Source organism: Pseudomonas sp. IT-P260, assembly GCF_949768395.1.
In the GTDB taxonomy this organism is placed as follows: domain Bacteria; phylum Pseudomonadota; class Gammaproteobacteria; order Pseudomonadales; family Pseudomonadaceae; genus Aquipseudomonas; species Aquipseudomonas parakoreensis.
This window is the reverse complement of the sequence record NZ_CATKPO010000041.1, coordinates 16,394-41,009: the sequence shown is the minus strand read 5'-3', so window position 1 is coordinate 41,009 and position 24,616 is coordinate 16,394. Positions and strand designations below refer to the sequence as shown.

At 60.1% G+C, this 24,616-nt stretch carries 25 protein-coding genes and 1 tRNA gene; 15 read left to right on the top strand and 11 right to left on the bottom strand.

Going from position 1 to position 24,616, the window contains the following annotated elements; genetic code table 11:
* Window positions 1-35 precede the first annotated feature (35 nt).
* The 5 genes from ACM6HV_RS21280 to ACM6HV_RS21260 are packed head-to-tail and all read right to left on the bottom strand — an operon-like array spanning window position 36 to window position 5,405.
* A complete protein-coding gene (locus tag ACM6HV_RS21280; RefSeq protein WP_414905224.1) occupies window positions 36-1,070 on the bottom strand; it encodes an AbrB family transcriptional regulator in 1,035 nt (344 codons plus the stop codon).
* Complete coding sequence (locus ACM6HV_RS21275; protein WP_041070400.1) at window positions 1,063-2,577, bottom strand: tripartite tricarboxylate transporter permease; 1,515 nt, start codon at window positions 2,575-2,577, stop codon at window positions 1,063-1,065. The genes ACM6HV_RS21280 and ACM6HV_RS21275 overlap by 8 nt, the downstream gene beginning before the upstream one ends.
* Before the next feature lies 1 nt (window position 2,578).
* A complete protein-coding gene (locus tag ACM6HV_RS21270; protein ID WP_041070398.1) occupies window positions 2,579-3,037 on the bottom strand; it encodes a tripartite tricarboxylate transporter TctB family protein in 459 nt (152 codons plus the stop codon).
* 58 nt (window positions 3,038-3,095) lie between these two features.
* Complete coding sequence (locus ACM6HV_RS21265; protein ID WP_041070529.1) at window positions 3,096-4,073, bottom strand: Bug family tripartite tricarboxylate transporter substrate binding protein; 978 nt, start codon at window positions 4,071-4,073, stop codon at window positions 3,096-3,098.
* 39 nt (window positions 4,074-4,112) lie between these two features.
* Window positions 4,113-5,405 (bottom strand): OprD family porin, encoded by a 1,293-nt coding sequence (locus tag ACM6HV_RS21260; RefSeq protein WP_414905223.1) that lies wholly within the window; start codon window positions 5,403-5,405, stop codon window positions 4,113-4,115.
* 237 nt (window positions 5,406-5,642) lie between these two features.
* Here ACM6HV_RS21260 and ACM6HV_RS21255 point away from each other — a divergent pair, with 237 nt between their 5' ends.
* Together ACM6HV_RS21255 and ACM6HV_RS21250 are read left to right on the top strand one after the other, a co-directional pair.
* The gene (locus ACM6HV_RS21255; RefSeq protein ID WP_041070394.1) at window positions 5,643-6,314 is read left to right on the top strand and encodes a response regulator; all 672 of its coding nucleotides are present in this window, start codon (window positions 5,643-5,645) and stop codon (window positions 6,312-6,314) included.
* On the top strand, window positions 6,307-7,692 hold the full coding sequence (locus ACM6HV_RS21250) for a sensor histidine kinase (RefSeq protein ID WP_086792025.1): 1,386 nt from the start codon (window positions 6,307-6,309) through the stop codon (window positions 7,690-7,692). The genes ACM6HV_RS21255 and ACM6HV_RS21250 overlap by 8 nt, the downstream gene beginning before the upstream one ends.
* 153 nt (window positions 7,693-7,845) lie before the next feature.
* Here the strand turns inward: ACM6HV_RS21250 and ACM6HV_RS21245 are convergent, their stop codons facing one another.
* Together ACM6HV_RS21245 and ACM6HV_RS21240 are read right to left on the bottom strand one after the other, a co-directional pair.
* Window positions 7,846-8,667: an HDOD domain-containing protein gene (locus ACM6HV_RS21245; RefSeq protein ID WP_145593349.1), complete on the bottom strand. Its 822-nt coding sequence runs from the start codon at window positions 8,665-8,667 to the stop codon at window positions 7,846-7,848.
* Window positions 8,668-8,702: 35 nt separating this feature from the next.
* Entirely contained in the window at window positions 8,703-9,644 is a 942-nt protein-coding gene (locus ACM6HV_RS21240) for a YgfZ/GcvT domain-containing protein (RefSeq protein ID WP_414905222.1), read from the bottom strand.
* Window positions 9,645-9,793: 149 nt separating this feature from the next.
* On the opposite strand from ACM6HV_RS21240, the gene ACM6HV_RS21235 reads away from it, so the two are divergent.
* Together ACM6HV_RS21235 and ACM6HV_RS21230 are read left to right on the top strand one after the other, a co-directional pair.
* Entirely contained in the window at window positions 9,794-10,048 is a 255-nt protein-coding gene (locus ACM6HV_RS21235) for a succinate dehydrogenase assembly factor 2 (RefSeq protein WP_007963266.1), read from the top strand.
* The gene (locus tag ACM6HV_RS21230; protein ID WP_414905221.1) at window positions 10,032-10,484 is read left to right on the top strand and encodes a protein YgfX; all 453 of its coding nucleotides are present in this window, start codon (window positions 10,032-10,034) and stop codon (window positions 10,482-10,484) included. The genes ACM6HV_RS21235 and ACM6HV_RS21230 overlap by 17 nt, the downstream gene beginning before the upstream one ends.
* Here ACM6HV_RS21230 and nadB read toward each other — a convergent pair.
* Window positions 10,453-12,069: an L-aspartate oxidase gene (gene nadB / locus ACM6HV_RS21225; RefSeq protein ID WP_145593346.1), complete on the bottom strand. Its 1,617-nt coding sequence runs from the start codon at window positions 12,067-12,069 to the stop codon at window positions 10,453-10,455. The genes ACM6HV_RS21230 and nadB overlap by 32 nt on opposite strands.
* 558 nt (window positions 12,070-12,627) lie before the next feature.
* Between nadB and rpoE the strand changes: the two genes are divergently transcribed.
* The 4 genes from rpoE (at window position 12,628) to ACM6HV_RS21205 (ending at window position 16,439) form a co-directional block, all read left to right on the top strand.
* Complete coding sequence (gene rpoE / locus ACM6HV_RS21220) at window positions 12,628-13,209, top strand: RNA polymerase sigma factor RpoE (protein WP_003172477.1); 582 nt, start codon at window positions 12,628-12,630, stop codon at window positions 13,207-13,209.
* Window positions 13,210-13,239: 30 nt separating this feature from the next.
* Window positions 13,240-13,827 (top strand): sigma-E factor negative regulatory protein, encoded by a 588-nt coding sequence (locus tag ACM6HV_RS21215; protein ID WP_041070379.1) that lies wholly within the window; start codon window positions 13,240-13,242, stop codon window positions 13,825-13,827.
* 8 nt (window positions 13,828-13,835) lie between these two features.
* Window positions 13,836-14,798: a MucB/RseB C-terminal domain-containing protein gene (locus ACM6HV_RS21210; RefSeq protein WP_145593344.1), complete on the top strand. Its 963-nt coding sequence runs from the start codon at window positions 13,836-13,838 to the stop codon at window positions 14,796-14,798.
* Window positions 14,799-15,008: 210 nt separating this feature from the next.
* Window positions 15,009-16,439: a DegQ family serine endoprotease gene (locus ACM6HV_RS21205; protein ID WP_047598084.1), complete on the top strand. Its 1,431-nt coding sequence runs from the start codon at window positions 15,009-15,011 to the stop codon at window positions 16,437-16,439.
* Between the two features lie 79 nt (window positions 16,440-16,518).
* Here the strand turns inward: ACM6HV_RS21205 and ACM6HV_RS21200 are convergent, their stop codons facing one another.
* A complete protein-coding gene (locus ACM6HV_RS21200; protein WP_041070373.1) occupies window positions 16,519-17,952 on the bottom strand; it encodes a M48 family metalloprotease in 1,434 nt (477 codons plus the stop codon).
* Between the two features lie 98 nt (window positions 17,953-18,050).
* Here ACM6HV_RS21200 and ACM6HV_RS21195 point away from each other — a divergent pair, with 98 nt between their 5' ends.
* Both ACM6HV_RS21195 and ACM6HV_RS21190 read left to right on the top strand, forming a co-directional pair.
* Window positions 18,051-18,290 carry a sulfurtransferase TusA family protein gene (locus tag ACM6HV_RS21195; RefSeq protein WP_007963279.1) on the top strand — a complete coding sequence of 80 codons (240 nt, stop codon included), beginning with the start codon at window positions 18,051-18,053 and terminating at the stop codon, window positions 18,288-18,290.
* 32 nt (window positions 18,291-18,322) lie between these two features.
* Complete coding sequence (locus ACM6HV_RS21190; protein ID WP_027614463.1) at window positions 18,323-19,393, top strand: AI-2E family transporter; 1,071 nt, start codon at window positions 18,323-18,325, stop codon at window positions 19,391-19,393.
* 94 nt (window positions 19,394-19,487) lie between these two features.
* Here the strand turns inward: ACM6HV_RS21190 and ACM6HV_RS21185 are convergent, their stop codons facing one another.
* A complete protein-coding gene (locus ACM6HV_RS21185) occupies window positions 19,488-19,961 on the bottom strand; it encodes a peroxiredoxin (protein WP_047292290.1) in 474 nt (157 codons plus the stop codon).
* Between the two features lie 10 nt (window positions 19,962-19,971).
* Entirely contained in the window at window positions 19,972-20,532 is a 561-nt protein-coding gene (locus ACM6HV_RS21180; protein ID WP_007963284.1) for a glycine cleavage system protein R, read from the bottom strand.
* A 325-nt stretch (window positions 20,533-20,857) separates the two neighbouring features.
* Between ACM6HV_RS21180 and dapA the strand changes: the two genes are divergently transcribed.
* From dapA to ACM6HV_RS21155, 5 genes are all read left to right on the top strand, one after another.
* Window positions 20,858-21,736 carry a 4-hydroxy-tetrahydrodipicolinate synthase gene (gene dapA, locus ACM6HV_RS21175; RefSeq protein WP_027614465.1) on the top strand — a complete coding sequence of 293 codons (879 nt, stop codon included), beginning with the start codon at window positions 20,858-20,860 and terminating at the stop codon, window positions 21,734-21,736.
* Window positions 21,737-21,753: 17 nt separating this feature from the next.
* Window positions 21,754-22,869: an outer membrane protein assembly factor BamC gene (bamC, locus tag ACM6HV_RS21170; protein ID WP_414905220.1), complete on the top strand. Its 1,116-nt coding sequence runs from the start codon at window positions 21,754-21,756 to the stop codon at window positions 22,867-22,869.
* A gap of 4 nt (window positions 22,870-22,873) precedes the next feature.
* On the top strand, window positions 22,874-23,635 hold the full coding sequence (locus ACM6HV_RS21165) for an MBL fold metallo-hydrolase (RefSeq protein ID WP_102354439.1): 762 nt from the start codon (window positions 22,874-22,876) through the stop codon (window positions 23,633-23,635).
* Window positions 23,636-23,663: 28 nt separating this feature from the next.
* Window positions 23,664-24,377 (top strand): phosphoribosylaminoimidazolesuccinocarboxamide synthase, encoded by a 714-nt coding sequence (gene purC / locus ACM6HV_RS21160; RefSeq protein WP_007963288.1) that lies wholly within the window; start codon window positions 23,664-23,666, stop codon window positions 24,375-24,377.
* 84 nt (window positions 24,378-24,461) lie between these two features.
* Window positions 24,462-24,551, top strand: a tRNA-Ser gene (locus tag ACM6HV_RS21155).
* Window positions 24,552-24,616: the final 65 nt, after the last annotated feature.

Sequence of the window (24,616 nt, the reverse complement as noted above, 5' to 3'; positions counted from 1 at the left end):
GCGGGAGCAAGCTCCCTCGCCACAGTGACTCGGTATCACCCGGGATTACGATTCCAATACTTGAACAACGGCTCCGCCAGAAACAGCACAAACAACAGACGCATCACTTGCATCGCCGTCACCAGCGGCACCGACAGTTGCAGGGTTTCCGCCGTCAGACTCATTTCGGCAATGCCGCCGGGCATCATGCCCAACGTCAGCGAACGCAGATCCAGATGGGTCAGCGCACTCAAGCCCAGTGCCGCCAGGGTGGCGATCAACATGGTCAACGCCGTGCCGATCAACGTACGCCCCATGAATGACGGCGCGCGCCGGAAGAACTGCCGATTGAAGTGACAGCCCAGTCCGCTGCCGATCAGCCACTGGCCGATCTGGCTGCCTCCGTCCGGCAGGCCAATGTGCAAATCCCAGGCAATGCTCACCGTGGCACTGACCAGCAACGGGCCGAACAGCCACGGATTGGGTTGACGCAAACGCTGCCAGAGCCAGGCGAGCAGGGCGCCTGTGGGAAACAGAATCGCCAGCCAACGCCAATCGACGTTGACGGCGTGGGAAATTGGCGTGCCGTCGCCCAGCAGATACTTGAACGCGGCCGGCACGCACAGCACCACCACCAGCACCCGCAGACTCTGCCCGGCCGCGACATGGCTGAGCAACGCACCATTGCGCGCGCCGAGATTGACCATCTCCCCGGACCCGCCGGGCATGCTCGAGAAAAACGCCGTGGCGCGATCCTCGCCGGTGCGGCGCATCAGCCACACGCCGACCACCGCCGAGAGGCTGGTGACCAGCGCACCGAAGAAAATCAGGCCGAAGTGACTGAGCACCTGCTCCATCACCAGCGGGGTGAAGTGCAGGCCGATGCCGATGCCGACAATCCATTGGCCGCATTTGCGCCCGCCAGGGATTTCCGTAAGTTGCCACGGGGTCAGGCAGCGCACCAGGATGATCGCCAGCAACGAGCCGACCATCCACGGTAGTGGCCAGCCGATCTGGCTGGCGATAAAACCGCCAAGCAGACCGACCAGCGGGGTGGCCCACCAGCTTCTGAGGGACGTGCGATCAGACATCGGCGATGGCGCGTTGCGCTGCCGCACGTTTGCGCCAGATGCGGATGATCGGCATCAGCAGCATGATCCCTGTCAGTACCCAGACGCCGAGCGTGATCGGGCTCGACCAGAGGATTTCCAGCGCACCGTTGGAGATCGACAGGGCGCGACGCAGGTTCTGCTCCATCAGTTCGCCAAGAATGAAGCCCAGCAACAGCGGCGACAGCGGGAAGTCCAGCTTGCGCAGGATGTAGCCGAAGATGCCGATACCGATCATCAGGAACAGGTCGAACGTGGTGGCATGCACGGCATACACGCCAATCCCGGTGATGATGGCGATGACGGGCACCAACGCCCAGTTCGGCACGGCGAGGATGCGGGTGAAGATGCGGATCATCGGGATGTTGAGGATCACCAGCATCACGTTGGCGATGAACAACGAAGCGATCAGGCCCCAGACGATGTCCGGTTGTTGTTGGAACAGCAGCGGCCCCGGAGTGATGTTGTACAGCGACAGGGCGCCGATCATCACCGCCGTGGTGCCCGAGCCGGGAACGCCGAGGGTCAGCATCGGCACCAGCGCACCGCAGGCAGCACCGCCAATAGCCGTTTCCGGCGCGGCGAGGCCACGGGCATCACCTTCACCAAACTTGCCGCTGGTGCCGGCGATGCGTTTCTCGGTCATGTAGGCCACGGCACTGGCGAGGGTCGCGCCGGCACCCGGCAACACGCCCATGATGAAACCCAGCACGCCGCAGCGGACGTTGACCACGAATACCGAAGCCGCCTCCTTGAAGTTGAACATCATCCGGCCGGTGGCTTTCACCGCTTCCTGGCCGTGGTGGGTTTTTTCCAGCAGCAGGAGAATTTCGCTGATGGAAAACAGGCCCAGCACCAGCACCACGAACTGAATGCCGTCGGTCAGGTGAATGTTGTCGCCAGTGAAACGGTACACACCGCTGTTGGCGTCGATGCCCACGGTCGACAGGAACAGGCCGATCAACGCTGCAATAAACGTCTTCAGCGGACGATCACCGGCCATGCCGCCAAGGCAGACAATCGCAAACACCATCAGCACGAAGTATTCCGCCGGGCCGAAGGCAATCGCCCATTTCGCCAGCAGCGGGGCGAACAGCACCATGCCGCAGGTGGCAATGAATGCACCGATGAATGAGCTCCAGGCCGACAGCGACAGCGCCACACCGGCCAGACCTTTACGGGCCATCGGGTAACCGTCGAGGGTGGTCATCACGGTGGAGGCTTCGCCTGGAATGTTCAGCAGGATCGAGCTGATCCGCCCGCCGTATTCGCAGCCCAGATACACCGCCGCCAACAGAATCAGCGCCGACTCCGGCGGCAGGCCGAGGGCGAATGCGATCGGGATCAGCAACGCCACGCCGTTGATCGGACCCAGGCCCGGCAACAGGCCGACGACAGTGCCGATCAGTGTGCCGCACAGCGCGGTCACCAGGTTGTAGGGACTCAGCGCAACGCCAAAACCCTGACCCAAATAGCCAAGAGTATCCATATCAGTTCTCCAGAACGCTGAGCAGGCCAAGGGGCAGCGGAACGTCCATCAAACGGTCGAACAGCAGGTAAAGACCGATGGCCATCAAGCTGATGATCGCCACGCTCGGCAACCAGCGACCGCCGTACAGGCGTGCCATCGGGATGCCGGTGATGACGCTGGCGATGATGAAACCCAGCGATTCAAATGTGCCGGCGAACACCAGCAGCAGGACGACGCAGATGCCGATCTTGATCAGGGTTTCGCGATCCAGCGGCGGTTCGTCCGCGCTGTGTTTGATGGGGGCCGGGCGGAACACCATGTACAGCAGCGCCAGGCCCATCAGGCCGAGCATCAGCAGGGGAAAGGCACGCGGGCCGACCGGTTCATAAGAAAAAGCCGCTTGATACGGCCACGCCATCAGCGCCAGGCCGACGCAGGCCAGCAATAGCACCGAGGCGAAAATGCGTTGTAAGAGCATGGGAAACTCCTGTGCCGAGGCCTCGATGCGCGAGGCCGCAGCCGCTAGACAGAGGCGATCACTGAATCAGGCCGAACTCTTTGGCCAGCACCTTGTAGTCCGCCACCTGCTTCTTCACGTAGGTGTCCAGCTCCGGGCCGGTCATGGCGAACGGGAACAGTTCACGCTGATCGCGCAGCTTGGCGAAATCGTCCGAGGCCAGCAGTTTGTCGAAGGCGTCTTTCCACCAGGCGTAGTCTTCGTCGCTGACTTTTGGCCCGAGGTAAAAACCGCGAACCACTGGCCAGACGATGTCGTAACCCTGCTCGCGGGCGGTCGGGATGTCTTTCATTTCCGGCTCGTCGAGGCGTTTGTCGGCGAATACTGCCAACAGGCGCATGTCACCGCTCTGGATGTGCGGCATGGAGTCGGAAATGTCGGTGCTGCCGACCTGGATGTGCCCGCCAAGCAGCGCGGTGGCAATTTCGCCGCCACCTTCGAGGGCGACGTAACGCAGGTCACGCGGGTTGATCCCGGCAGCCTTGGCGATCAGGGCGGTTTGCATCCAGTCCTGGCTGCCGACGGTGCCGCCGGAACCAATGACCACCGAGCTCGGATCTTTCTTCAAGGCTTTGACGAGATCGTCGAGGGTCTTGTAGGGCGAATCGCTTTTCACCGCGATGGCGCCGTAGCTGGTGCCGACGGCTGCAAGCCAGCGCACATTGGTTTCATCGAAGCGGCCGAACTTGCCTTGCGCCAGGTTCAGCAGCGAACCGCTGGACCACGCCACCAGCGTGCCTGCATCGGCCGGACGCTGAGCGACGACCGCGTTGTACGCCACCGCGCCGACACCGCCGGGCATGTAGGTCACACGCATCGGCTTGGTCAGCAGTTTTTCATTGACCAGCGCGCTCTGCGCCAGTTTGCAGGTCAGGTCGAAACCGCCGCCGGGGGAGGCCGGGGCGATGCATTCCGGGCGCTTCGGTTCGGCCATCAGTTGGCCGGCGAACAGCATGACGCCAGCGGCCAGAGCAACTTTACGCAGTGATAAGTTCATCTATGTCTCCTTGGGAGTTGTTGTTATGGACGTACTGAATTACCAAAGGGCAACGCTATAGCTCACCAGCAGACGCACTTCATCGGCATCGCGAGCGGAGTAGTTGGAACGGTAGGTGGCATTACGCAGGCGGACGGCAACGTCCTTCAAGGCGCCGCTTTGTACTACATATTTGATCTCGGTGTTGCGTTCCCACTCTTTGCCTTCATCGCCGTTCTTGAGCTTGATGTTGTCACCGCTCAGGTAACGGCTCATGAACGACAGGCCGGGGATGCCGAGGCGCGCAAAGTCGAAGTCGTAACGCGCCTGCCAGGAGCGTTCTTCGGCGCCGGCGAAGTCGTTGATCTGCACGAAGTTGACCAGATACGGGTCGCTGCCATCGACATACGGGAAGGCGCTGTCGCCGGACATGTGCTGATAGCCGGCGCTGAACTTGTGGCCGCTCAGGGCATAGCTGACCAGACCATTGAGCGAGCGGTTGTCGATCTCGCCACCACGGGCCGCGCCCTGATCGTCACTGACCGCAAAACGCAGGTCGGTGGCGAATGTGCCCGGGCCCATCGGCCGCGAGGCGACCAGCCCGAAGAAGTGCTGGTTGTAGACTTCGTCGAGTTGGGCGAAGTGGTAACTGCCGGTGATCTTGTCGGTGAACTTGTAGTCCACGCCGGCAAAATCGAAATGCTTGCCGGCCACGGTGCCAGCGAAACGGCTGTTCTTGTTGTTGAGGGCAATGTCCTCGAAATCGGTGCTGTCGCGATCCTTGGCTTTCTCCAGACGCCCGCCGGTGAAGGTCAGGTTCTTGATCTCTTTGGAGGTCAGCAAACCGCCCTCGAAGGTCTGCGGCAGGATGCGCCCGTCGTTCGGTTTGAGGATCGGCAATTCAGGCATCAGGCTGCCGATTTTCAGTTCGGTGGCAGAGATTTTCACTTTGCCGGTCAGGCCGACCTTGGAATATTCGTCAGCGGCGCGCCCGTCATCGTGGGTCGGCAGCAGGCCGGTGCCGGTGCGATCCGGGCTCGAATCAAGTTTGACCCCCAACATGCCCAGCGCATCGACACCGAACCCCACGGTGCCGTCGGTGTAACCCGATTGCAGGTTGAGCATGAACCCTTGGGCCCATTCATCCCGCTTGCTTTGCTGGGCGCTGGTGCCGTCGCGAAAGTCACGGTTGAAGTACATGTTGCGGGTTTCGAAGGTGGCGGAACTGTCTTTGATGAAGTCGGCGTAGCTCAGCGGTGAAAAACCGGCGAGGGCGGCGGCACTGGCGAGGGCTGTGTGGCTGAAACGCAAAGGGCGAACGGGCGTGAAAGCCCTGGTCTGCAAGGACTGCATGCGCGGTGTACTCCGTTTATTGTTCTTATTGGTCGAAAACGCTTCGAGGCGTTTTTCGTAGCGCTGTGTGGCAGCAGCGACGGCAGTCGAAACTGTCCGTGACCGGACTCTAACGGCCCAACCTTTCGCTAACCTTTCAGCTGGATTTCGCGGTTTTCGGGCTTCACAGTGGCGGTTGCGGCTGTAAACTCCGCGACAAAGAATGGCGTCGGCCATCCCTGAATGAGGTAAAGATCCATGCGTGTTCTGCTCGTCGAAGACCATTTGCAGCTGGCCGAAAGCGTCGCCCAGGCGCTCAAAAGCACCGGTCTGACCGTGGACGTGCTGCACGATGGCGTGGCCGCCGACCTGGCGCTGGGCAGCGAGGAATACGCGATGGCGATTCTCGATGTCGGCCTGCCACGCATGGACGGGTTCGAGGTGCTGGCGCGCCTGCGCGCACGCGGCAAGAACCTGCCGGTGTTGATGCTGACGGCGCGCAGCGATGTGAAGGACCGCGTACACGGCTTGAATCTCGGCGCTGACGATTACCTCGCCAAACCGTTCGAACTGAGCGAGCTCGAAGCGCGGGTCAAAGCCCTGCTGCGACGCAGTGTGCTCGGCGGCGAACGCCAGCAGCGTTGCGGCGTGCTGGCCTATGATCTCGACACCCGACGTTTCAGCCTTGGCGAAGAATTGCTGACCCTGACCTCTCGCGAACAGGCCGTGCTCGAAGCATTGATCGCCCGCCCGGGACGGGTGATGAGCAAGGAGCAACTCGCCGCGCAAGTGTTCGGTCTCGACGAAGAAGCCAGCCCCGACGCCATCGAAATCTACGTGCATCGCCTGCGCAAGAAACTCGACGGCCAACCTGTGGCGATCGTGACTTTCCGTGGCCTCGGTTACCTGCTGGAAAGCCGCGATGCATAAGCCCAGCAGCCTGCGCTGGCGGTTGCTGTGGAACCTCGCGTTGTTGCTGGTGGTGTTGATGCTCGCCAGTGGTTTGAGCGCGTACTGGAACGGTCGCGAAGCCGCCGACACGGCTTACGATCGAACCCTGCTGGCCTCGGCGCGAACCATCGCCGCCGGCCTCTCGCAGCGCGACGGCACGCTCAGCGCCGACGTGCCCTACGTGGCCCTGGACACCTTCGCTTACGACAGCGCCGGGCGGATTTACTACCAAGTCAACGACATCCACCAGAAGCTGATTTCCGGCTACGAAAACCTGCCCGGGCCGCCACCCGGTACGCCAAGAACCGACGATTACCCGGCGCTCGCGCGCTTCTACAACGCGACCTATCGTGGGCAGAACGTGCGCGTGGTCAGCTTGCTCAAAGCGGTCACCGAACCGAACATGAACGGCATGGCGGAAATCCGCGTCGCCGAAACCGATGAGGCGCGCGTCGCCATGGCGCGCAGTCTGGCGGCCGATACGCTGCTGCGTCTGGGCATGCTCGCCATCGGCGCGTTGTTGCTGGTGTGGTTCGCGGTGAGTGCCGCGCTGCGCCCGCTGGAGCGTCTGCGCACGGCGGTGGAGGAGCGCCAGCCCGATGATTTGCGGCCGCTGCCGCTGGTGGAGGTGCAACATGAATTGTGGCCGCTGGTGCGCGCGCTCAATCACTTCACCGAGCGCCTGCGTGGGCAGTTCGAGCGGCAGGCGCAGTTCATCGCCGATGCCGCTCACGAACTGCGCACGCCACTGGCAGCATTGAAGGCGCGGCTGGAGTTGGGCCTGCGTTCCAGCGAGCCGGAAACCTGGCGCACAACCCTGGAGTCATCGGCGCAAAGCACCGATCGCCTGACCCATCTGGCCAATCAACTGCTGTCGCTGGCACGGGTGGAAAACGGTGCCCGGGCGATTGCCGAGGGCGGCGCGCAATTATTGGATCTGAGTCAGTTGGCCCGCGAACTGGGCATGGCCATGGCGCCTCTGGCCCACGCGCGCGGCGTCGCACTGGCGCTGGAGGCGGATGAACCGGTATGGCTGCGCGGCGAGCCGACGTTGCTCAATGAACTGTTGAGCAATCTGGTGGACAACGCCCTGGCGCATACGCCACCGGGCGGCAACGTGATTCTGCGGGTCGCGGCACCGGCGGTGCTTGAGGTTGAAGATGACGGGCCGGGGATTCCGTTGGAGGAGCGTGATCGGGTGTTTGAACGCTTCTACCGGCGCAATCAACAAGTGGCGGGTTCAGGGTTGGGGCTGGCGATTGTCGGAGAGATCTGCCGGGCGCATCTGGCGCAGATCACCTTGCATGATGGCGAGCAGGCCGGTTTGAAGGTTCGGGTGAGTTTTATTGCCGGATAGCAGCCGAGAGGGCTTTTGTGGCGAGGGCGCTTGCTCCCGCTCGGCTGCGCAGCAGTCGTGATCCCTGAGTGCAAGGTTTGTCTGATGAAGGGATGCCGTCTGGTTTGGGGCCGCTTCGCAGCCCAGCGGGAGCAAGCTCCCTCGCCACGAGGATCAGTAAAACATCGTCCGCGACTCTTCCAGATCTGCACACAATTGTTCGTTCTCCGGATCGATCCCAAGCTTTCTGAATGCCGGCACACTGAGCGGGTCAATCCGTGAAATCGGATGATCGCTGTCTTTGTGGCAGTACAGGCTCGCCACCTGCACCAGATCGACGTAATCGATCTGTGCCGAGTCGCGCTTGAAATCCAGGTACAGCCCAGGCAGCTCCACCAGTTGCTCGGGAAATTCCCAGACCCGCAACAGCTTGTCGCCCAGCAGCGGGTGAATGTGGTCGATCACATGATTGAGGCTGACCGGATCCGACAGCAGTTCGTAGTGATCTTCGGCGTAAGTCAGGATCGGCAGCACGCCGATTTGATGCACCAGTCCGCCCAGCGCTGCCTGATCAGGTTTGAGTTGGGTGTGGCGGCGGCACAGGGCGTAGCTGACGCCGGCGATTTCCAGGCTCTTGCGCCAGACTTCGCGCATCTTCTGTTCGACCACGTCGGAGCGGGCGTGGAAGATCTGTTCCATCACCAGCCCGATCGCCAGGTTGCTGCTGTAGTTGACCCCCAGCCGGGTGATCGCGGTGTGCAGGTCGGTGACTTCCTGGGTTGCACGCAGCAACGGGCTGTTGACCACTTTGATCAGGCGCGCCGACAGTGCCGTGTCGCGGCCAATGACTTTGCTCAGATCGCTGACGCTGATCTCCGGATCTTCGGCGGCCTTGCGAATTTGCAGGGCCACTTCCGGTAACGTTGGCAGAACCAGGTCATCGTTATCGATGGCCTCAACCAAATCCTGTTGGACCTTATCCGCCAGCTCGCTCATGTAGATTCTCTAGGGTGTTGCAACAAAAGCTGCGATCAGCGCTGGATTTCGCGGTCGCGATCCAGTTCGTAGGGCAGGTCGAGCAAATGCAGCGCTGGGCCTTCGGGGGCACCCAGGTGCAGATCACCCGCTTCGGCAGCTTCGGCCTGCAACACCGCCAGCAGTTCAATCTTTTCTGCGGCGCGGGCGGCAATCACCACTTCGCCGATGGCGCTGCTGTGGCTTGGGGCGAACAGCGGGGTACCCGGCTCAGGCAGTTCGCTCGCGTCCAGTTGCACGCGATAGAGACGACGCTTGAGCTTGCCCAGGTACTGCATGCGCGCGACGATTTCCTGGCCGGTGTAGCAACCTTTCTTGAAACTCACGCCGCCGACGGCCTGCAGGTTGAGCATCTGCGGGATGAACAGCTCACGGGTGGTCGGCATGACCTGACCGATACCGGCGCGAATCTGCCCCAGCAGCCATTGGTTCAGCTCGCCTTCCGGCAGGGCGGCGACGAGTTTGGCCTTGATGGCATTGGCTTGATCGGCCGGTGCCCAGAGCTCGGCGCGATCCGCCGAGACGCGAATCGCGATCAGGCCTGCGTTGCGCACCACGCTGTCGGTTTCGCGCGGCAGGTCCAGCCCCAGGCTGGCCAATGCGGCGTCGCCGTGTTCCAGGCCAAAACGCACCCAGGCGGCGCTTTCGTCGGTCAATTTGGATTTGGAGAATACGGCGTACTTTTTCAGATCTGCCAGTTGCGGCTCCAGCAGTTCGCTGGCCATCGCCAGCAGCACGCCATCACCTTCGAGCAGAATGCGGAAGCTTGACTGCATCCGGCCTTTTTGCGTGCAGCGTGCGCCAAGGCTGGCCTGGCTGTCGCTGAGGTAATTGATGTTGCAGGTCAATTGGCCTTGCAGGAATTTGCCGGCATCCGCGCCGCGAACCGCGAGTACGCCTTCATGAGACAGGGTGCAGAAAAAAGCAGAATCGGCCATGGTTCATCGCAGGGTAAAAAGTCTGGGGCACATCATAAGGGCGCGTTGTTGAAATGGGTAGTTGATAAAGGATCGGTGGTGCCCGACCAAAGCCGACTGTGCGACCCGCGCCGGGGCTGTATACTGCGCGCCTATTTGAGGAGGGCTCCATGGTCGAACAAGTTGAACTCAATCGCCTCTTCTGGCACAGCCGCCGCGGCATGCTGGAACTTGACGTACTGCTGGTGCCGTTCGTGCAGGAGGTCTATCCGCACCTCAACCAGGTCGATCGCGACTTGTATGTCCGACTGCTGACCTGTGAAGACCAGGACATGTTCGGCTGGTTCATGGAGCGCAGCGAATCCGAAGACCCGGAACTGCAGCGCATGGTCCGGATGATCCTGGACCGTGTTCAACCCAAGTAACACCTTCGAATGCCGCTGGCATGCCTCACGGCAGTTGCTGGCGGCGTATCTGTTGGCCCAGGCGTTCGCACTGGGCGTGTTTTTTCTCCTGTCGATTCCACTCTGGGCCAGTCTGCTCGGAGCTTTTGCCTGTGTGCTGCACGCCGCGTGGGTGCTGCCACGGCAGATTCTGCTGAAGCATCCGCAGGCCTTTTGCCGATTACGCCGCGACGCCGATGGCTGGCAGTTGTGGAATCAGGCAGTGGGGTGGCAAGCCGTACAGCTGTGCCCTGACAGCCTGGCGTTGCCCCTGATTGTGGTGCTGCGCTTTCGTCTGCGCGGCGAGCGGCGGGTGCGCTCGATCTGTGTGCCGCGAGACTCGCAGGCGGCGGATGTGCACCGACGCCTGCGAGTGCGGCTCAAGTTCAGCCGGCGTAGGTGGGCGGCACCAGAATAGTGTCGAGCGCCTCGGGCAGCAGGTTCGGATAGTCGAGTGTGTAATGCAGGCCGCGACTTTCCTTGCGCTCCATGGCTGAGCAGATCATCAGCTCGGCGACTTGCGCGAGATTGCGCAGCTCGATCAGGTCGCGACTGACTTTATAGTTGCTGTAGAACTCGTCGATCTCGTCCAGCAGCAGACGCACGCGGTGCTGCGCCCGTTGCAGGCGCTTGTTGGTGCGCACGATCCCCACGTAGTCCCACATGAAGCGGCGCAGCTCATCCCAGTTGTGGGCGATGATCACGTCTTCGTCGGAATCGGTTACCTGGCTGGCGTCCCACTCGGGCAGGGCGTTTGGCGCGGTGACGGCATCCAGTTGCGCAAGAATGTCCGCTGCGGCCGAGCGGGCATAAACGAAGCATTCGAGCAGCGAGTTGCTGGCCATGCGGTTGGCCCCGTGCAAACCCGTGAAGCTGGTTTCGCCGATGGCGTACAACCCCGGCACATCGGTGCGACCGTGTTGATCGACCATCACCCCACCACAGGTGTAGTGCGCCGCCGGCACGACCGGGATCGGCTGTTTGGTGATGTCGATGCCGAAACCCAGGCAGCGCTCATAAACAGTCGGGAAGTGGCTTTTGATGAAAGCTTCCGGCTTGTGGCTGATATCGAGATAGACGCAGTCGACGCCCAGGCGCTTCATTTCATGGTCGATGGCGCGGGCGACGATGTCGCGTGGCGCCAGTTCGGCACGTTTGTCGAAACGAGGCATGAACCGTTCGCCGTTGGGCAGCTTCAGGTGCGCACCTTCGCCACGCAAGGCTTCAGTGATCAGGAAGCTCTTGGCTTGCGGGTGATACAGGCAAGTGGGGTGGAACTGGTTGAATTCCAGGTTTGCCACCCGGCAGCCCGAGCGCCAAGCCATGGCAATGCCATCACCGCAGGCGCCATCGGGGTTGCTGGTATAGAGGTAAACCTTGGCGGCGCCGCCGGACGCGAGGATCACGAAACGCGCGCCGTAGGTATCGACTTCGCCGGTCGCGCGATTCAGCACGTAGGCACCGAGGCAGCGCTCGCCGTCCAGGCCCAGTCGACGCTCGGTGATCAGATCAACGGCAACCCGTTGTTCCAGCAGCTCTATATTGCTGCGCTCTCTGGCCTGGGCGAGCAGGGTGGTGAAAATCGCTGCGCCGGTCGCGTCGGCGGCGTGGATGATGCGTCGATGGCTATGGCCGCCCTCGCGGGTCAGGTGGAATTCGAAGCCGCCGTCTTCGGTGCCGGACTGTTCGTCGCGGGTGAACGGCACGCCCTGGTCGATCAACCACTGGATGGCTTCCCGACTGTGCTCGACAGTGAAACGCACCGCGTCTTCATGGCACAGACCGCCGCCGGCGTTCAGGGTGTCATCGACGTGGGATTCGACAGTGTCGGTATCGTCCAGCACGGCAGCGACGCCGCCCTGGGCCCAATAGGTCGAACCGTTGGCCAGATCACCCTTGCTCAATACGGCAATGCGCAAATGACCCGGCAGGGTCAGCGCGAGACTCAAACCGGCAGCGCCGCTGCCAATCACCAGAACATCGTGTTGAAACTGTTGGCTCATTTCAGGATTCCGCTCAAAGCGACCCGGATCGGGGTTGGCGCAAGACAGCTGGATCGGCGAGTCAAGACAGCCACACAGCCCACTAGTATATAGAGGGGTGGAGCGGCACAATAGCCGGGCTTGTATGGCATTGTGAAACTACTGTGACGACAAAAGCTTGACGTTTCGTCGGAGGTTTTTTTTCATCGTTTTGGAAAAAGGCAACTGTATCGAGGATGAAACAGGCTTTTTCAGCGCACGGTCGTTCAATGTCGCGCCAGCATGGCTATAAATAATTGGAACTTTTGCCAGAGGCCCAAGATCAATAGACAGTTGCCAGAAACACGGGACAGTGTCGGCTTCAATGCAGAACCTGCGATTGGGTTTTTGCCGGCGAACCGATGACAAGATTATTCGCGCAGCCGGTTTATCCCGCGCTGCGTTTTTCGTGCGTGCCAAATCAGAGCCCGCAGGAAACTTGCCTGGAGGGGGAGAACTTTTGCGAAAAGCCCGAGTCTATGTTTGCAAGTCTGGTCGTTTAGTTATGCAAGCCTCCTCCATGCTTATCGAGGAGTGTTCATGCTAACCCAGGAAGAGGATCAGCAGCTGGTCGAGCGCGTTCAGCGTGGCGACAAGCGAGCTTTCGATCTGCTGGTGCTGAAATATCAGCACAAAATTCTCGGGTTGATCGTGCGTTTCGTGCACGACACCCATGAAGCCCAGGATGTCGCTCAGGAAGCCTTTATCAAGGCGTACCGAGCATTAGGAAACTTTCGCGGAGACAGCGCGTTCTATACGTGGCTTTACCGCATTGCCATCAACACGGCAAAAAACTATCTGGTTTCACGCGGCCGCCGGCCGCCGGATAGCGATGTAAGTTCTGAAGACGCAGAGTTCTACGATGGCGATCATGGCCTCAAGGATCTCGAATCACCGGAACGCGCGTTGCTGCGGGATGAGATCGAAGGCACCGTCCATCGAACCATTCAGCAACTGCCAGAGGATTTGCGTACGGCGTTAACTTTACGTGAATTCGATGGTCTGAGTTACGAGGACATTGCGAGCGTCATGCAGTGTCCGGTGGGTACCGTGCGCTCCCGGATTTTCCGCGCTCGGGAGGCCATCGATAAAGCCCTGCAGCCGTTGTTGCAGGAAAACTGAGACAGCGGCGACAGCCAAGAGAGGAACGCCATGAGTCGTGAAGCCCTGCAGGAATCGCTGTCCGCAGTGATGGATAACGAAGCGGACGAATTGGAATTGCGTCGAGTGATCAATGCGCTGGACGATGTTGAAACCCGTGAGACCTGGGCTCGTTACCAGATCGCCCGGGCAGCCATGCACAAGGACCTGCTGCTTCCGCGTCTGGACATCGCTGCGGCAGTCTCTGCTGCGCTGGAAGACGAAACGGCTCCAGCCAAAGTATCCCGTGGTCCATGGCGTAACCTCGGTCGTCTGGCCGTTGCCGCTTCGGTGACCGTTGCCGTACTGGCCGGTGTTCGTCTGTACAACCAGGACGAAATTGCGGGTGTCGAGTTGGCTCAGCAGTCCAATCAGCCTTCGCTGGTAGCGCCACAAGCCAAAGGCCCGGCAGTGCTGGCAGGCTATAAGGAAAGCTCGGAAACCACCGGTCCGATGGCCAATGGCGTTCTGCAAGGTCAGCCAGGCTGGCATGATCAGCGTCTGCCAGGTTATCTGCGCCAGCATGCCCAGCAGGCTGCGCTGAAAGGTACTGAAAGCGCCTTGCCTTATGCGCGTGCAGCAAGCATGGAAAACCGTTAAGGAGGATCATGCGCGCCATACCTTTACTTTCGCTTCTGCTCAGTGGCTGGTTCGTTGTTCCAGCCCATGCTGATGAGGCCCAGGACTGGTTGAACCGTCTGGGCCAGGCCGAACAGCAGCAAAGCTTTCAAGGCACCTTCGTTTACGAGCGTAACGGTAGTTTTTCTACCCACAATATCTGGCATCGTGTCCAGAACGGTCAGGTCCGCGAGCGTTTGCTTCAGCTCGACGGCTCGGCTCAGGAAGTCGTGCGTGTTGATGGGCATACTCAATGCGTCAGCGGCACTCTGATTGCGGGGTTGGGAGATTCTCCCAACTCGACCGCTCGTTCGCTTGACCCCCAAAAGCTGAAAAACTGGTATGAGCTTGCCGTCATCGGCAAGTCGCGCGTGGCTGGGCGTGATGCGGTCATCGTATCGCTGACGCCTCGCGACCAGCATCGTTATGGTTTCGAACTGCATCTGGATAAACAGACCGGTTTGCCATTGAAGTCGTTGTTGCTCAACGACAAAGGGCAGCTACTCGAGCGTTTCCAGTTCACCAGCCTCGATACCGCTGATGTCCCGTCGGACAAAGAACTTCAAGCTGGCGCCGAGTGCAAGGCCGTTACTATTGATAGTGACAAGGCCTCTGCCGTGAAGACGGCTCAGGTCTGGCATTCCGACTGGCTCCCTCCGGGTTTTGTGCTGACCAGCAGCACCTCGCACAAAGATCCGGAAACCAAGACTCAAGTCAGCAGCCTGATGTACGACGACGGGCTTGCGCGTTTTTCGGTATTTCTTGAGCCGTTGAACGGTGCAACAGTGACCGATACCCGCACGCAGTTGGGGCCAACTGTTGCCGTTTCCCGCCGTCTCACTACGCCCGAGGGTGAAATGATGGTCACGGTGGTCGGTGAAATTCCAATCGGCACAGCTGAACGCATTGCTTTGTCGATGCGCAACGATGGCACTGCAACCAGCAAGCAGTGAGCTGATTTCAGTCATTTCCACCTCTTCGTCGAGACGTAGATGAAATGTTTGCTCAGCATTTTCATTTGCAAATCACCCGAAAGTTTTTTATAGGTCAGAGCCTCACGGCTCTGGCCTTGTCTGTTGTTCCCGGAACAAAAATACCGGCCCGCGGTTCCCGGTGTTCCTTGCTCCATATCGCTTAACCCTGCTCGTCGTAACGGGAGCTGTATGTCGATACTTAGCTTGAAGTCTTATCTCTCCATTTTCGCCACCGTGCTGGTGCTGGGTCAGGCTGTCCCCGCTGTCCAGGCGGCCGACCTGCCGGATTTCACCCAACTGGTTGAACAGGCCTCGCCTGCAGTGGTGAACATCAGTACCACGCAGAAACTGCCGGACCGCAAGGTGAACCAGCAGATGCCTGACCTGGAAGGCTTGCCGCCGATGTTGCGCGAGTTCTTCGAGCGCGGCATGCCGCCTCAGCAGCGTTCGCCGCGCGGCGACCGTCAGCGTGAAGCACAATCGCTGGGTTCGGGCTTCATCATTTCTTCGGATGGCTACATCCTGACCAACAACCATGTGATTGCCGACGCCGACGAAATCCTCGTGCGTCTTGCAGATCGCAGTGAAATGAAAGCCAAGCTGATCGGCACCGACCCGCGCTCCGACGTGGCCCTGCTGAAAATCGACGGCAAGGATCTGCCGGTGCTTAAACTCGGCAAGTCCCAGGATCTGAAAGCCGGTCAGTGGGTAGTGGCGATCGGGTCACCGTTCGGCTTTGACCACACCGTGACCCAAGGCATTGTCAGCGCCGTTGGCCGTAGCCTGCCAAATGAAAACTACGTGCCGTTCATCCAGACCGATGTACCCATCAACCCGGGTAACTCCGGTGGCCCGCTGTTCAACCTGAACGGTGAAGTGGTCGGGATCAACTCGCAGATCTACACCCGTTCCGGTGGCTTCATGGGTGTGTCGTTCGCCATCCCGATCGATGTGGCGATGGACGTTTCCAATCAGCTGAAAAGCGGTGGCAAGGTTAGCCGCGGCTGGCTGGGCGTGGTCATCCAGGAAGTGAACAAGGATCTGGCTGAGTCGTTCGGACTCGATAAGCCGGCTGGTGCGCTGGTTGCGCAGATTCAGGATGACGGTCCGGCAGCCAAGGGCGGCTTGCAAGTGGGTGACGTGATCCTGAGCATGAATGGTCAGCCGATCGTCATGTCCGCTGACCTGCCACATCTGGTTGGTGCACTGAAGGCAGGCGCCAAGGCCAATCTTGAAGTGATTCGTGACGGCAAACGCAAGAATGTCGAGCTGACTGTTGGCGCGATTCCGGACGAGGACAAAGAGCTGGCAGCGCTGCCGAAATCCGGCGCGGAAAGCAGCAGCAATCGCCTCGGTGTTTCGGTGGTCGAGTTGACCGCCGAGCAGAAGAAAACCTACGACCTCAAAGGCGGGGTAGTGATCAAGGAGGTTCAGGACGGTCCTGCGGCCCTGATCGGTCTGCAGCCGGGTGACGTGATCACTCACCTGAACAACCAGGCCATCGGGTCCACCAAGGAGTTCACCGAGATCGCCAAGGCACTGCCGAAGAATCGTTCGGTGTCGATGCGCGTACTGCGTCAAGGTCGCGCGAGCTTCATCACCTTCAAACTGGCTGAATAACCCGGTTGCGGTGAAATAAAAACCGCCTCGAAAGAGGCGGTTTTTTTATGCCTGAAATTTTTATGTCGCTGATGAGAACTCAGCCCATCATGTCCTTGATCATGCGCTCCTGCTCCATCAGCTCGCGCTGGCGCGCATCGATCCGCGAGGACAGCGGGAAGTTGCTGCCCGCCTTGCGTTTGGCAAAATCGAGCTGCTGGATCGCCTGACGATAGTCCCCCACCAGCGCAAAGTACTCGGCGCGAGCCTGATGCAGACCGATGATATTGCCGGACAGGCCACGAGTTTCAGCGACCTGATACCACACGTCCGGATCGTTCGGACGAGATTTGAGCAAGCTGTCGAGGGCTTTTTCCGCGTCAGCGGTGCGATTCTGTTTCAGCAACAGATCGACACGAACCTGATTCAACGGGTAGTTGCCCGGATATTGCGTAAGCATCCGGTCCACCCGCGTTTGCGCATCCGGCAGGCGGTTGTTGGTGATGTCCAGGTCGATCTGCGCGAGGTTGTAGATGATCTCGTTGGGCGACTTGGCCAGCAATTGCTTGAGATTCTCCCGTGCTTCATTGAGCTGACCACCCTTGATCTGGGCGATTGCCAGGCCATAGCGCGCCACGTCGTTCTTCGGGTTCTCATCCAGTTGTGCGCGGAAGCGCTTGGCGCCCAGCCCCGGGGTTTCTTCGTAGATCAGCTGTACGCGGGCGCGGATCAGCTGATAGCGCATGCTGTCTTCGATGCCGCCCGCTGGCGCTTGTTCTGCGCGGTTACGGGTGTCGGCGATACGCGATTCGGTCACCGGGTGAGTCAGCAGAAATTCTGGCGGCTTGGCGTCGAAGCGGTATTGGCGCATCAGACGTTCGAACATGGTCGGCATTGAGCGCGGGTCGTATCCGGCCTTTTCCAGGTTGAGGATGCCAATACGGTCGGCTTCCTGTTCGTTCTGGCGCGAGAAGGTACGTTGCGATTGAATGGCTGCTGCTTGACTGCCGGCAATGGTCGCGATCCCGGCATCACCACCACCGGCAGCGGCAATCACGATGCCAGCCAGCAGCGCCGCCATCATCGGTACCTGCATCCGTTGCGAAGCTTCGACGCCACGAGCAAAGTGACGTTGTGACAAGTGAGCCAGTTCGTGAGCCAGTACCGAGGCATATTCGCCTTCGGTCTGCGCATTGAGGAACAGCCCGCCGTTGACCCCGACCACGCCACCTGGCGCCGCGAAGGCGTTGAGTTGCGGGCTGTTGATCAGGATGAATTCCAGGCGGCGGTCAGTGACCTGGCTGGTTTCCACCAGCTTGTAGACGCTGGACTCGACGTAGTCCTTGAGTTGCGGATCGTTGAGTTGTGCAACCTGACTACGCAACATCGCCAGCCAGGCGCGGCCCAGCTGATATTCCTGTTGCGGTGAGACAATGGCAGAACTGGCGTCGCCAAGTGACGGCAGATCGTCGGCAAAGCCCGGTGAGGCGAGCAGGCAAGCGAGCGTCAACAGGGTAGGGCGCAGAAATGTCATGCACAAAGCCTTAGAAGACAAAGACCTTACTGTAGCCGGACACCGGGCCCGCGACCAGATATTCTAGGCCGCTCGACCATCTGAACCGGAGTGACGCAATGACTGACGCTGTAGCCCATGATTGTGAACTGGACGCCAGTGGCCTGAATTGCCCGTTGCCGTTGCTCAAGGCCAAAATGGAACTCAACAAGCTGCCCAGCGGCGCCGTACTCAAGGTGATCGCCACGGACGCGGGCTCGCAGCGTGACTTCCGCACCTTTGCCCGTTTGGCCGGTCATACGCTGCTGCGCGAAGAAGACGAAGCGGGCGTTTACCGTTACTGGTTGAAAAAAGCCTGAAACCCACCGCGTAAAAGACCCAGGGATTATTGATGTTCAAAGTATTACGCGACTGGATTCAGCGCTATTTTTCCGACGAAGAAGCCGTGGTGCTGGCAGTGCTGCTGTTCCTGGCCTTCACCGCAGTGCTCACGCTCGGTGGCATGCTCGCGCCGGTACTGGCGGGGATGGTGCTGGCGTACCTGATGCAAGGGCTGGTGCTTGCCCTCGAACGTATGCGCGTGCCTGGTGCGGCGGCGGTGGGCCTGGTGTTTGCGCTGTTCATGGGCGTCTTGCTGGTGTTTATCGTGGTGGTGTTGCCGCTGCTCTGGCATCAGTTGATCACCTTGTTCAACGAGCTGCCGGGCATGCTCGCCAAGTGGCAGTCGCTGCTGCTGTTGCTGCCCGAGCGCTATCCGCATCTGGTTTCTGACGAGCAGGTGCTGCAAGCCATCGAAGCCGCGCGTGGCGAAATCGGCAAATTCGGGCAGTGGGCGCTGACCTTCTCGCTGTCGAGCCTGCCCCTGCTGGTCAACATCATGATCTATCTGGTGCTGGTGCCGATCCTGGTGTTTTTCTTTCTCAAGGACCGGGCCATGATCGGCGAGTGGGTGCGCGGCTATCTGCCTCGCGAGCGGGCGCTGATCACCCGGGTCGCGCAGGAAATGAACCGGCAGATTGCCAACTACATTCGTGGCAAGGTCATCGAAATCGTGATCTGCGGCGGCGTGACTTACATCGCCTTCGTCGCCCTCGGCCTCAACTATGCGGCGCTGCTGGCGTTGCTGGTCGGGGTGTCGGTGGTCGTGCCGTACGTCGGTGCGGTGGTGGTGACCGTACCGGTGCTGCTGATCGCGCTATTCCAATGGGGCTGGAGCGATCAGTTCATTTATCTGATGGCGGTCTACGGGATCATTCAGACGCTGGATGGCAACGTGCTGGTGCCTTTGCTGTTTTCCGAGGCGGTCAACCTGCACCCGGTGGCCATCATCTGCGCGGTGCTGTTGTTTGGCGGGTTGTGGGGCTTCTGGGGCGTGTTCTTTGCGATTCCGCTGGCGACGCTGTTCAAGGCCGTGCTGGATGCCTGGCCGCGCAAGGAGCCTGTAGTGGCTCCGTTACTATAAAAGCAAAAAGATCGCAGCCTGCGGCAGCTCCTACAGGGAAACACATTCCAATGTAGGCGCTGCCGCAGGCTGCGATCTTTTGATCTTTTGATCTTCAGGCTTTATTCAGCGCCTGAGCCGCAGCCAGCACCGCATCCACATGCCCCGGCACTTTCACGCCGCGCCATTCCTGACGCAGCACACCGTTTTTGTCGATCAGGAACGTGCTGCGATCGACGCCCAGGTATTCCTTGCCGTACAGCTTCTTCAGCTTGATCACGTCGAACAGCTGGCAGACCGCTTCGTCCTTGTCGCTGATCAGTTCGAACGGAAATTCCTGCTTGCACTTGAAGTTCTCGTGGGACTTCAGGCTGTCGCGGGAAATCCCGAAGATTTCCGTGTTGGCAGCCTGAAACGCCGCGTACTGGTCACGAAAACCCTGGCCTTCGGTGGTGCAGCCCGGGGTGCTGTCCTTCGGATAGAAGTAGATCACCACTTGCTTGCCCTTCAAGGCAGACAGGCTGATGGTCTGCCCGCTGGTGGCAGGTGCTTCGAAATCCGCAACGGGTTGGTCGATGACGACGGCCATGAAAGCTTCCTTACATTGGGTTTTGTGGGCGCCAAGGCTCGATGAGGGCATCCAGGTTCATCGCGTCGGCGAAATCCAGGAACTGGTCGCGCAGCCAACTGATCTGGGTGCCGGCCGGCAGAGTCACGGTAAAGGTGGCGTTGAGCATGGTGCCGCCGGTCTGTGGGGCCTGGTAGGTATCGCAGGTCAGGTTTTCCAGCTCGACGTTGTGGTCCATGAAGAACTGGCACAGCTCATTGATGATGTCCGGGCGATACGCCGAGCTGACATAAGCCACGTAAGGCAGCGCCTGCGGGCGATTTTCCAGCGCCGCACTGCGTACCACGTTGACGGTGAAGGCGTGGCGCTTGGCCAGGGTCGGCAGGCTGCCTTCGAGGCGGGCCAAGGCGTCCCAACTACCGGAAATTTCCAGTACCAAAGCACTGCACTCGCCGTGGCGGGTCAGGCGGGACGTGACGACGGCGCAGCGATTTTCATGGCTGGCGCGGCACAGGACGTTAGTCAGCTCCATGGGGTTGGCGCCAAGGGCACTGATGACAAGGAATTGTTCGCGAACTGTGGGGGTGGACATGCAGCATTCCTAAAGCGATGAGCGGTCGGTAGGCCGATGGGCGTTGGCCGTCGGGATGCGTCTGCGCGTGCCCGTTCAGAAAGCCCCGGACCCTGGCTCGCAATTCGCTCCAATAAAGGCGGAACGTGCAGCAGCGACACTGGAACGGGGCCTGGGAGGCCGAAAGGGGAGGCTGGAACCCGGCGTACAAGCTGATCTGTACCGATCAAAGTCTGAAGGGTAGCGAAAACCGACGCCAAGGGGAATGGCGGCGCAGTACTTCGCTTGTGCAAGCATCTTGGCGCCAGTACCATTACCGCTCTCTTTTTCCGGCAGGAGCGGTTTCATGATTGCGGGCAGTATGGTGGCACTGGTCACTCCCATGGATGCACAAGGGCGTCTTGACTGGGACAGCCTCAGCAAACTCGTGGACTTCCATCTCAAGAACGGCACCCATGCCATCGTCGCGGTCGGTACTACCGGCGAGTCGGCAACCCTTGATGTAGAAGAACACATCGCCGTCATCAAAGCCGTGGTCAAACAGGTCGCAGGCCGCATCCCGGTGATCGCCGGTACCGGTGCGAATTCGACCCGCGAAGCCGTCGAGCTGACCCGCAACGCCAAGGAAGCCGGCGCCGACGCTTGCCTGCTGGTCGTGCCGTACTACAACAAGCCGACCCAGGAAGGCCTGTACCAGCACTTCAAGCACATTGCCGAAGCCGTCGACATTCCACAGATTCTCTATAACGTTCCCGGCCGCACCTCCTGCGACATGCAGGCCGAGACCGTAATTCGCCTGTCCAGCGTGCCGAACATCATCGGCATCAAGGAAGCCACCGGCGACCTGAAACGCGCCAAAGCCATCATCGACGGCGTGAGCAAGGACTTCATCGTGCTGTCCGGTGATGATCCGACCGCGGTCGAGCTGATCCTGCTGGGTGGCAAAGGCAACATCTCCGTAACAGCCAACGTCGCCCCGCGTGAAATGGCTGACCTGTGCGAGGCCGCGCTGAAAGGCGACGCCGAGACCGCACGGGCAATCAATGAAAAACTGATGCCGTTGCACAAGGACCTGTTCATCGAAGCCAACCCGATTCCGGTGAAGTGGGCTTTGGTTGAAATGGGCCTGATGCACGAAGGCATCCGCCTGCCGCTGACCTGGCTGAGCGCTCCTTGTCATGAAACGCTTCGCACGGCCCTGCGCCAGTGCAGCGTCCTGGTTTAATTGAGGAAGTACAACGCATGAAGCGAATGGCCGGACTTTCCGCACTTGCCTTGATTATCTCCAGCACCAGTGGCTGCGGATGGGTCTGGGGCCCGGAAGGTTATTTCCGTGACCGTGGTAGCGATTACCTGGAAGCGCAACAGACTGCACCGATGCAATTGCCACCGAATGTCAGCACCTCCAAGCGTCTGGATCCGCTGTTGCCGATCCCGCGCAACGTTGCCGATGACACTGCCAAGGGCGAATACGTGGTGCCGCGTCCACAACCGCTGACGGCGGCTGCCGATGCAACCGACTACTCGCTGCAGAAGAGCGGTGACTCGCGTTGGGTCGTGGCCCAGCACCCACCAGCCGAAGTCTGGCCAGTGGCGGTGCAGTTCTTCCAGGACAACGGTTTCCGTCTGGATGAACAGCGTCCGCAAACCGGTGAATTCACCACCACCTGGCAGCATTCCGACGAGCTCTCCGCCGCCATGGCCAAGCGCCTGAGCGCAGCGGGTGTCGGCGCCGACAGCGAAACCCGCGTGCGGGTGCGCATCGAGCCGGGCGTGCAGCGCAACACCAGTGAAATCTACGTGGTCAGCGCCGAGCGTCCTGCCGGCAGCACCGCTGACGTCGATTTCACCAACCGTTCGGTCAACACTGGCCTGGACGCAGCGCTGGTCGACGACATGCTGGCGAGCATGAGCCGGATCTCCGAGAAGGGTGGTTCGGTGTCGATGCTGGCTTCGCGTGATTTCGATACCCCAAGCCGTGTCAGCCTCAGCGAAGACGGTAGCGGCAACCCGGTGTTGAACGTCGGTCCGGATCTGGATCGTGCCTGGTCGAGCGTCGGTCGTGCGCTGGAGCAAGGTCAGTGGCGCGTTGAAGACATCAACCGCAGCCTGGGTCTGTATTACATCAACCTGGCCGAAAAAGCCGAGAAGAAGGACGAGAAGCCTGGTTTCTTCAGTAGCCTGTTCGGCAGTGCGCCGACCAAGGAAGAAGTTGAAGCCCGCGCCGAGCGTTATCAGGTGCGCCTGAGCAAGGTCGGCGAAAACGTTCAGGTAACCGTCGAGAAGAACATCAACACCGTTGCGCCGGCCGATGTGGCTCGCAAAGTGTTGAGCGTGATTCAGGACAACCTGGGCTGATCACATGCGCTTTGCCGTTCTCGGCAGCGGTAGCCAAGGGAACGGCACGCTGATCGCCAGCGCTGATACGTATGTGCTGGTGGATTGTGGTTTTTCCCTGCGGGAAACCGAAAAACGCCTGTTGCGCCTGGGTGTGAACCCGGCGCAATTGAGCGCGATACTCGTAACCCACGAACATGCCGACCACGTGCATGGCGTGGGTTTGCTGTCTCGGCGCTACAATCTGCCGGTCTACCTCAGTCGCGGCACACTGCGCGGGATGCGCAAACCGATCGAACCCGCAGGCTTTCTCGCCGGCGGCGAGCAGTTGCAGATCGGCGCACTGAACATCGGGGTCATTGCCGTGGCCCATGATGCGCAAGAGCCGACTCAGTATGTATTCAGTGACAACGAGCAGCGGCGCTTCGGCCTGCTGACCGACCTGGGTTCCTACTGCGAGCGGGTGCTGGACGGTTATCGGGATCTCGATGCATTGATGATCGAGTCCAACCATTGCCGCGACATGCTGGCACGTGGTCATTACCCGTACTTTCTCAAGCAGCGGGTGGGCGGCGAGCTGGGACATTTGAACAACCATCAGGCGGCATTCCTGGTGGCCGAGTTGGGGTGGCAGGGCTTGCAGCATCTGGTTCTCGCCCACCTGAGCAGCAAGAACAACCTGCCGCAGCTGGCCCGGCAATGTTTTGTCGACACCCTCGGGTGCGACCCGGACTGGCTGCAACTGGCCGATCAAGATTCAGGGCTCGACTGGCGCCATATCGCCTAGCCCATCTACTTAGCAAGCGGAGCCCATCATGGAAAAACGTGAAGAACTCTACCGCGGCAAAGCCAAATCGGTTTACAAGACCGATGACGCTGACCGCTTGATCCTGCTGTTTCGCAACGACACCTCGGCGTTCGACGGCAAGCGCATCGAGCAGCTCGACCGCAAAGGCATGGTGAACAACAAGTTCAACGCCTTCATCATGCAAAAACTCGAAGCGGCGGGCATCCCGACCCAATTCGACAAGCTGCTGGGCGACAACGAGTGCCTGGTGAAGAAGCTGGACATGATCCCGGTCGAGTGCGTCGTGCGTAACTACGCTGCCGGCAGCCTGGTAAAACGTCTGGGCGTCGAAGAGGGCATGAAGCTCAACCCGTACACCTTCGAACTGTTCCTGAAGGACGACGCCAAGGGCGACCCGTTCATCAACGAATCTCACGTCGTGGCATTCGGCTGGGGCACCGCCGAGCAACTGGCGCGCATGAAAGAACTGTCGCTGAAGGTCAACGAAGTCCTGAGCAAACTGTTCGACGACGCAGGCCTCTTGCTGGTGGACTTCAAGCTTGAGTTCGGCGTGTTCAGCGACGGTTCTATCGTCCTGGGCGACGAATTCAGCCCGGACGGCTGCCGTCTGTGGGACAAGGACACCAAGAAGAAGATGGACAAAGACCGCTTCCGCCAGGGCCTCGGTGACGTCATCGAAGCTTACGAAGAAGTCGCCAATCGTCTGGGTGTACCGCTTTAATCGACGCAAGCATCTGATAGCACGGAGAAAATTTTCGAAAGAGGGTTTGCTTTCGACAGAAGTGTTGTTATGATGCGCGCCGTTGGAGAGATGCCAGAGTGGCCGAATGGGACGGATTCGAAATCCGTTGTACCTTCACCGGTACCTAGGGTTCGAATCCCTATCTCTCCGCCATTACATAGAAAAAGCCCCGTAGCTGAAGAGTTACGGGGCTTTTTTGTTTCTGCTCGCTTGAGTAA

Excerpts from the sequence above, each read along its gene's own strand:
- ACM6HV_RS21240 (WP_414905222.1), bottom strand. The coding sequence starts at position 9,644 with ATGGCCGATTCTGCTTTTTTCTGCACCCTGTCTCATGAAGGCGTACTC.
- nadB (WP_145593346.1), bottom strand. The coding sequence starts at position 12,069 with ATGAGCCAACAGTTTCAACACGATGTTCTGGTGATTGGCAGCGGCGCT.
- ACM6HV_RS21260 (WP_414905223.1), bottom strand. The coding sequence starts at position 5,405 with ATGCAGTCCTTGCAGACCAGGGCTTTCACGCCCGTTCGCCCTTTGCGT.
- ACM6HV_RS21200 (WP_041070373.1), bottom strand. The coding sequence starts at position 17,952 with ATGACATTTCTGCGCCCTACCCTGTTGACGCTCGCTTGCCTGCTCGCC.
- ACM6HV_RS21195 (WP_007963279.1), top strand. The coding sequence starts at position 18,051 with ATGACTGACGCTGTAGCCCATGATTGTGAACTGGACGCCAGTGGCCTG.
- ACM6HV_RS21280 (WP_414905224.1), bottom strand. The coding sequence starts at position 1,070 with ATGTCTGATCGCACGTCCCTCAGAAGCTGGTGGGCCACCCCGCTGGTC.
- ACM6HV_RS21185 (WP_047292290.1), bottom strand. The coding sequence starts at position 19,961 with ATGGCCGTCGTCATCGACCAACCCGTTGCGGATTTCGAAGCACCTGCC.
- purC (WP_007963288.1), top strand. The coding sequence starts at position 23,664 with ATGGAAAAACGTGAAGAACTCTACCGCGGCAAAGCCAAATCGGTTTAC.
- bamC (WP_414905220.1), top strand. The coding sequence starts at position 21,754 with ATGAAGCGAATGGCCGGACTTTCCGCACTTGCCTTGATTATCTCCAGC.
- ACM6HV_RS21215 (WP_041070379.1), top strand. The coding sequence starts at position 13,240 with ATGAGTCGTGAAGCCCTGCAGGAATCGCTGTCCGCAGTGATGGATAAC.
- ACM6HV_RS21210 (WP_145593344.1), top strand. The coding sequence starts at position 13,836 with ATGCGCGCCATACCTTTACTTTCGCTTCTGCTCAGTGGCTGGTTCGTT.
- ACM6HV_RS21255 (WP_041070394.1), top strand. The coding sequence starts at position 5,643 with ATGCGTGTTCTGCTCGTCGAAGACCATTTGCAGCTGGCCGAAAGCGTC.
- ACM6HV_RS21205 (WP_047598084.1), top strand. The coding sequence starts at position 15,009 with ATGTCGATACTTAGCTTGAAGTCTTATCTCTCCATTTTCGCCACCGTG.
- ACM6HV_RS21250 (WP_086792025.1), top strand. The coding sequence starts at position 6,307 with ATGCATAAGCCCAGCAGCCTGCGCTGGCGGTTGCTGTGGAACCTCGCG.
- ACM6HV_RS21270 (WP_041070398.1), bottom strand. The coding sequence starts at position 3,037 with ATGCTCTTACAACGCATTTTCGCCTCGGTGCTATTGCTGGCCTGCGTC.
- ACM6HV_RS21190 (WP_027614463.1), top strand. The coding sequence starts at position 18,323 with ATGTTCAAAGTATTACGCGACTGGATTCAGCGCTATTTTTCCGACGAA.
- ACM6HV_RS21265 (WP_041070529.1), bottom strand. The coding sequence starts at position 4,073 with ATGAACTTATCACTGCGTAAAGTTGCTCTGGCCGCTGGCGTCATGCTG.
- rpoE (WP_003172477.1), top strand. The coding sequence starts at position 12,628 with ATGCTAACCCAGGAAGAGGATCAGCAGCTGGTCGAGCGCGTTCAGCGT.
- ACM6HV_RS21165 (WP_102354439.1), top strand. The coding sequence starts at position 22,874 with ATGCGCTTTGCCGTTCTCGGCAGCGGTAGCCAAGGGAACGGCACGCTG.
- dapA (WP_027614465.1), top strand. The coding sequence starts at position 20,858 with ATGATTGCGGGCAGTATGGTGGCACTGGTCACTCCCATGGATGCACAA.
- ACM6HV_RS21245 (WP_145593349.1), bottom strand. The coding sequence starts at position 8,667 with ATGAGCGAGCTGGCGGATAAGGTCCAACAGGATTTGGTTGAGGCCATC.
- ACM6HV_RS21180 (WP_007963284.1), bottom strand. The coding sequence starts at position 20,532 with ATGTCCACCCCCACAGTTCGCGAACAATTCCTTGTCATCAGTGCCCTT.
- ACM6HV_RS21275 (WP_041070400.1), bottom strand. The coding sequence starts at position 2,577 with ATGGATACTCTTGGCTATTTGGGTCAGGGTTTTGGCGTTGCGCTGAGT.
- ACM6HV_RS21235 (WP_007963266.1), top strand. The coding sequence starts at position 9,794 with ATGGTCGAACAAGTTGAACTCAATCGCCTCTTCTGGCACAGCCGCCGC.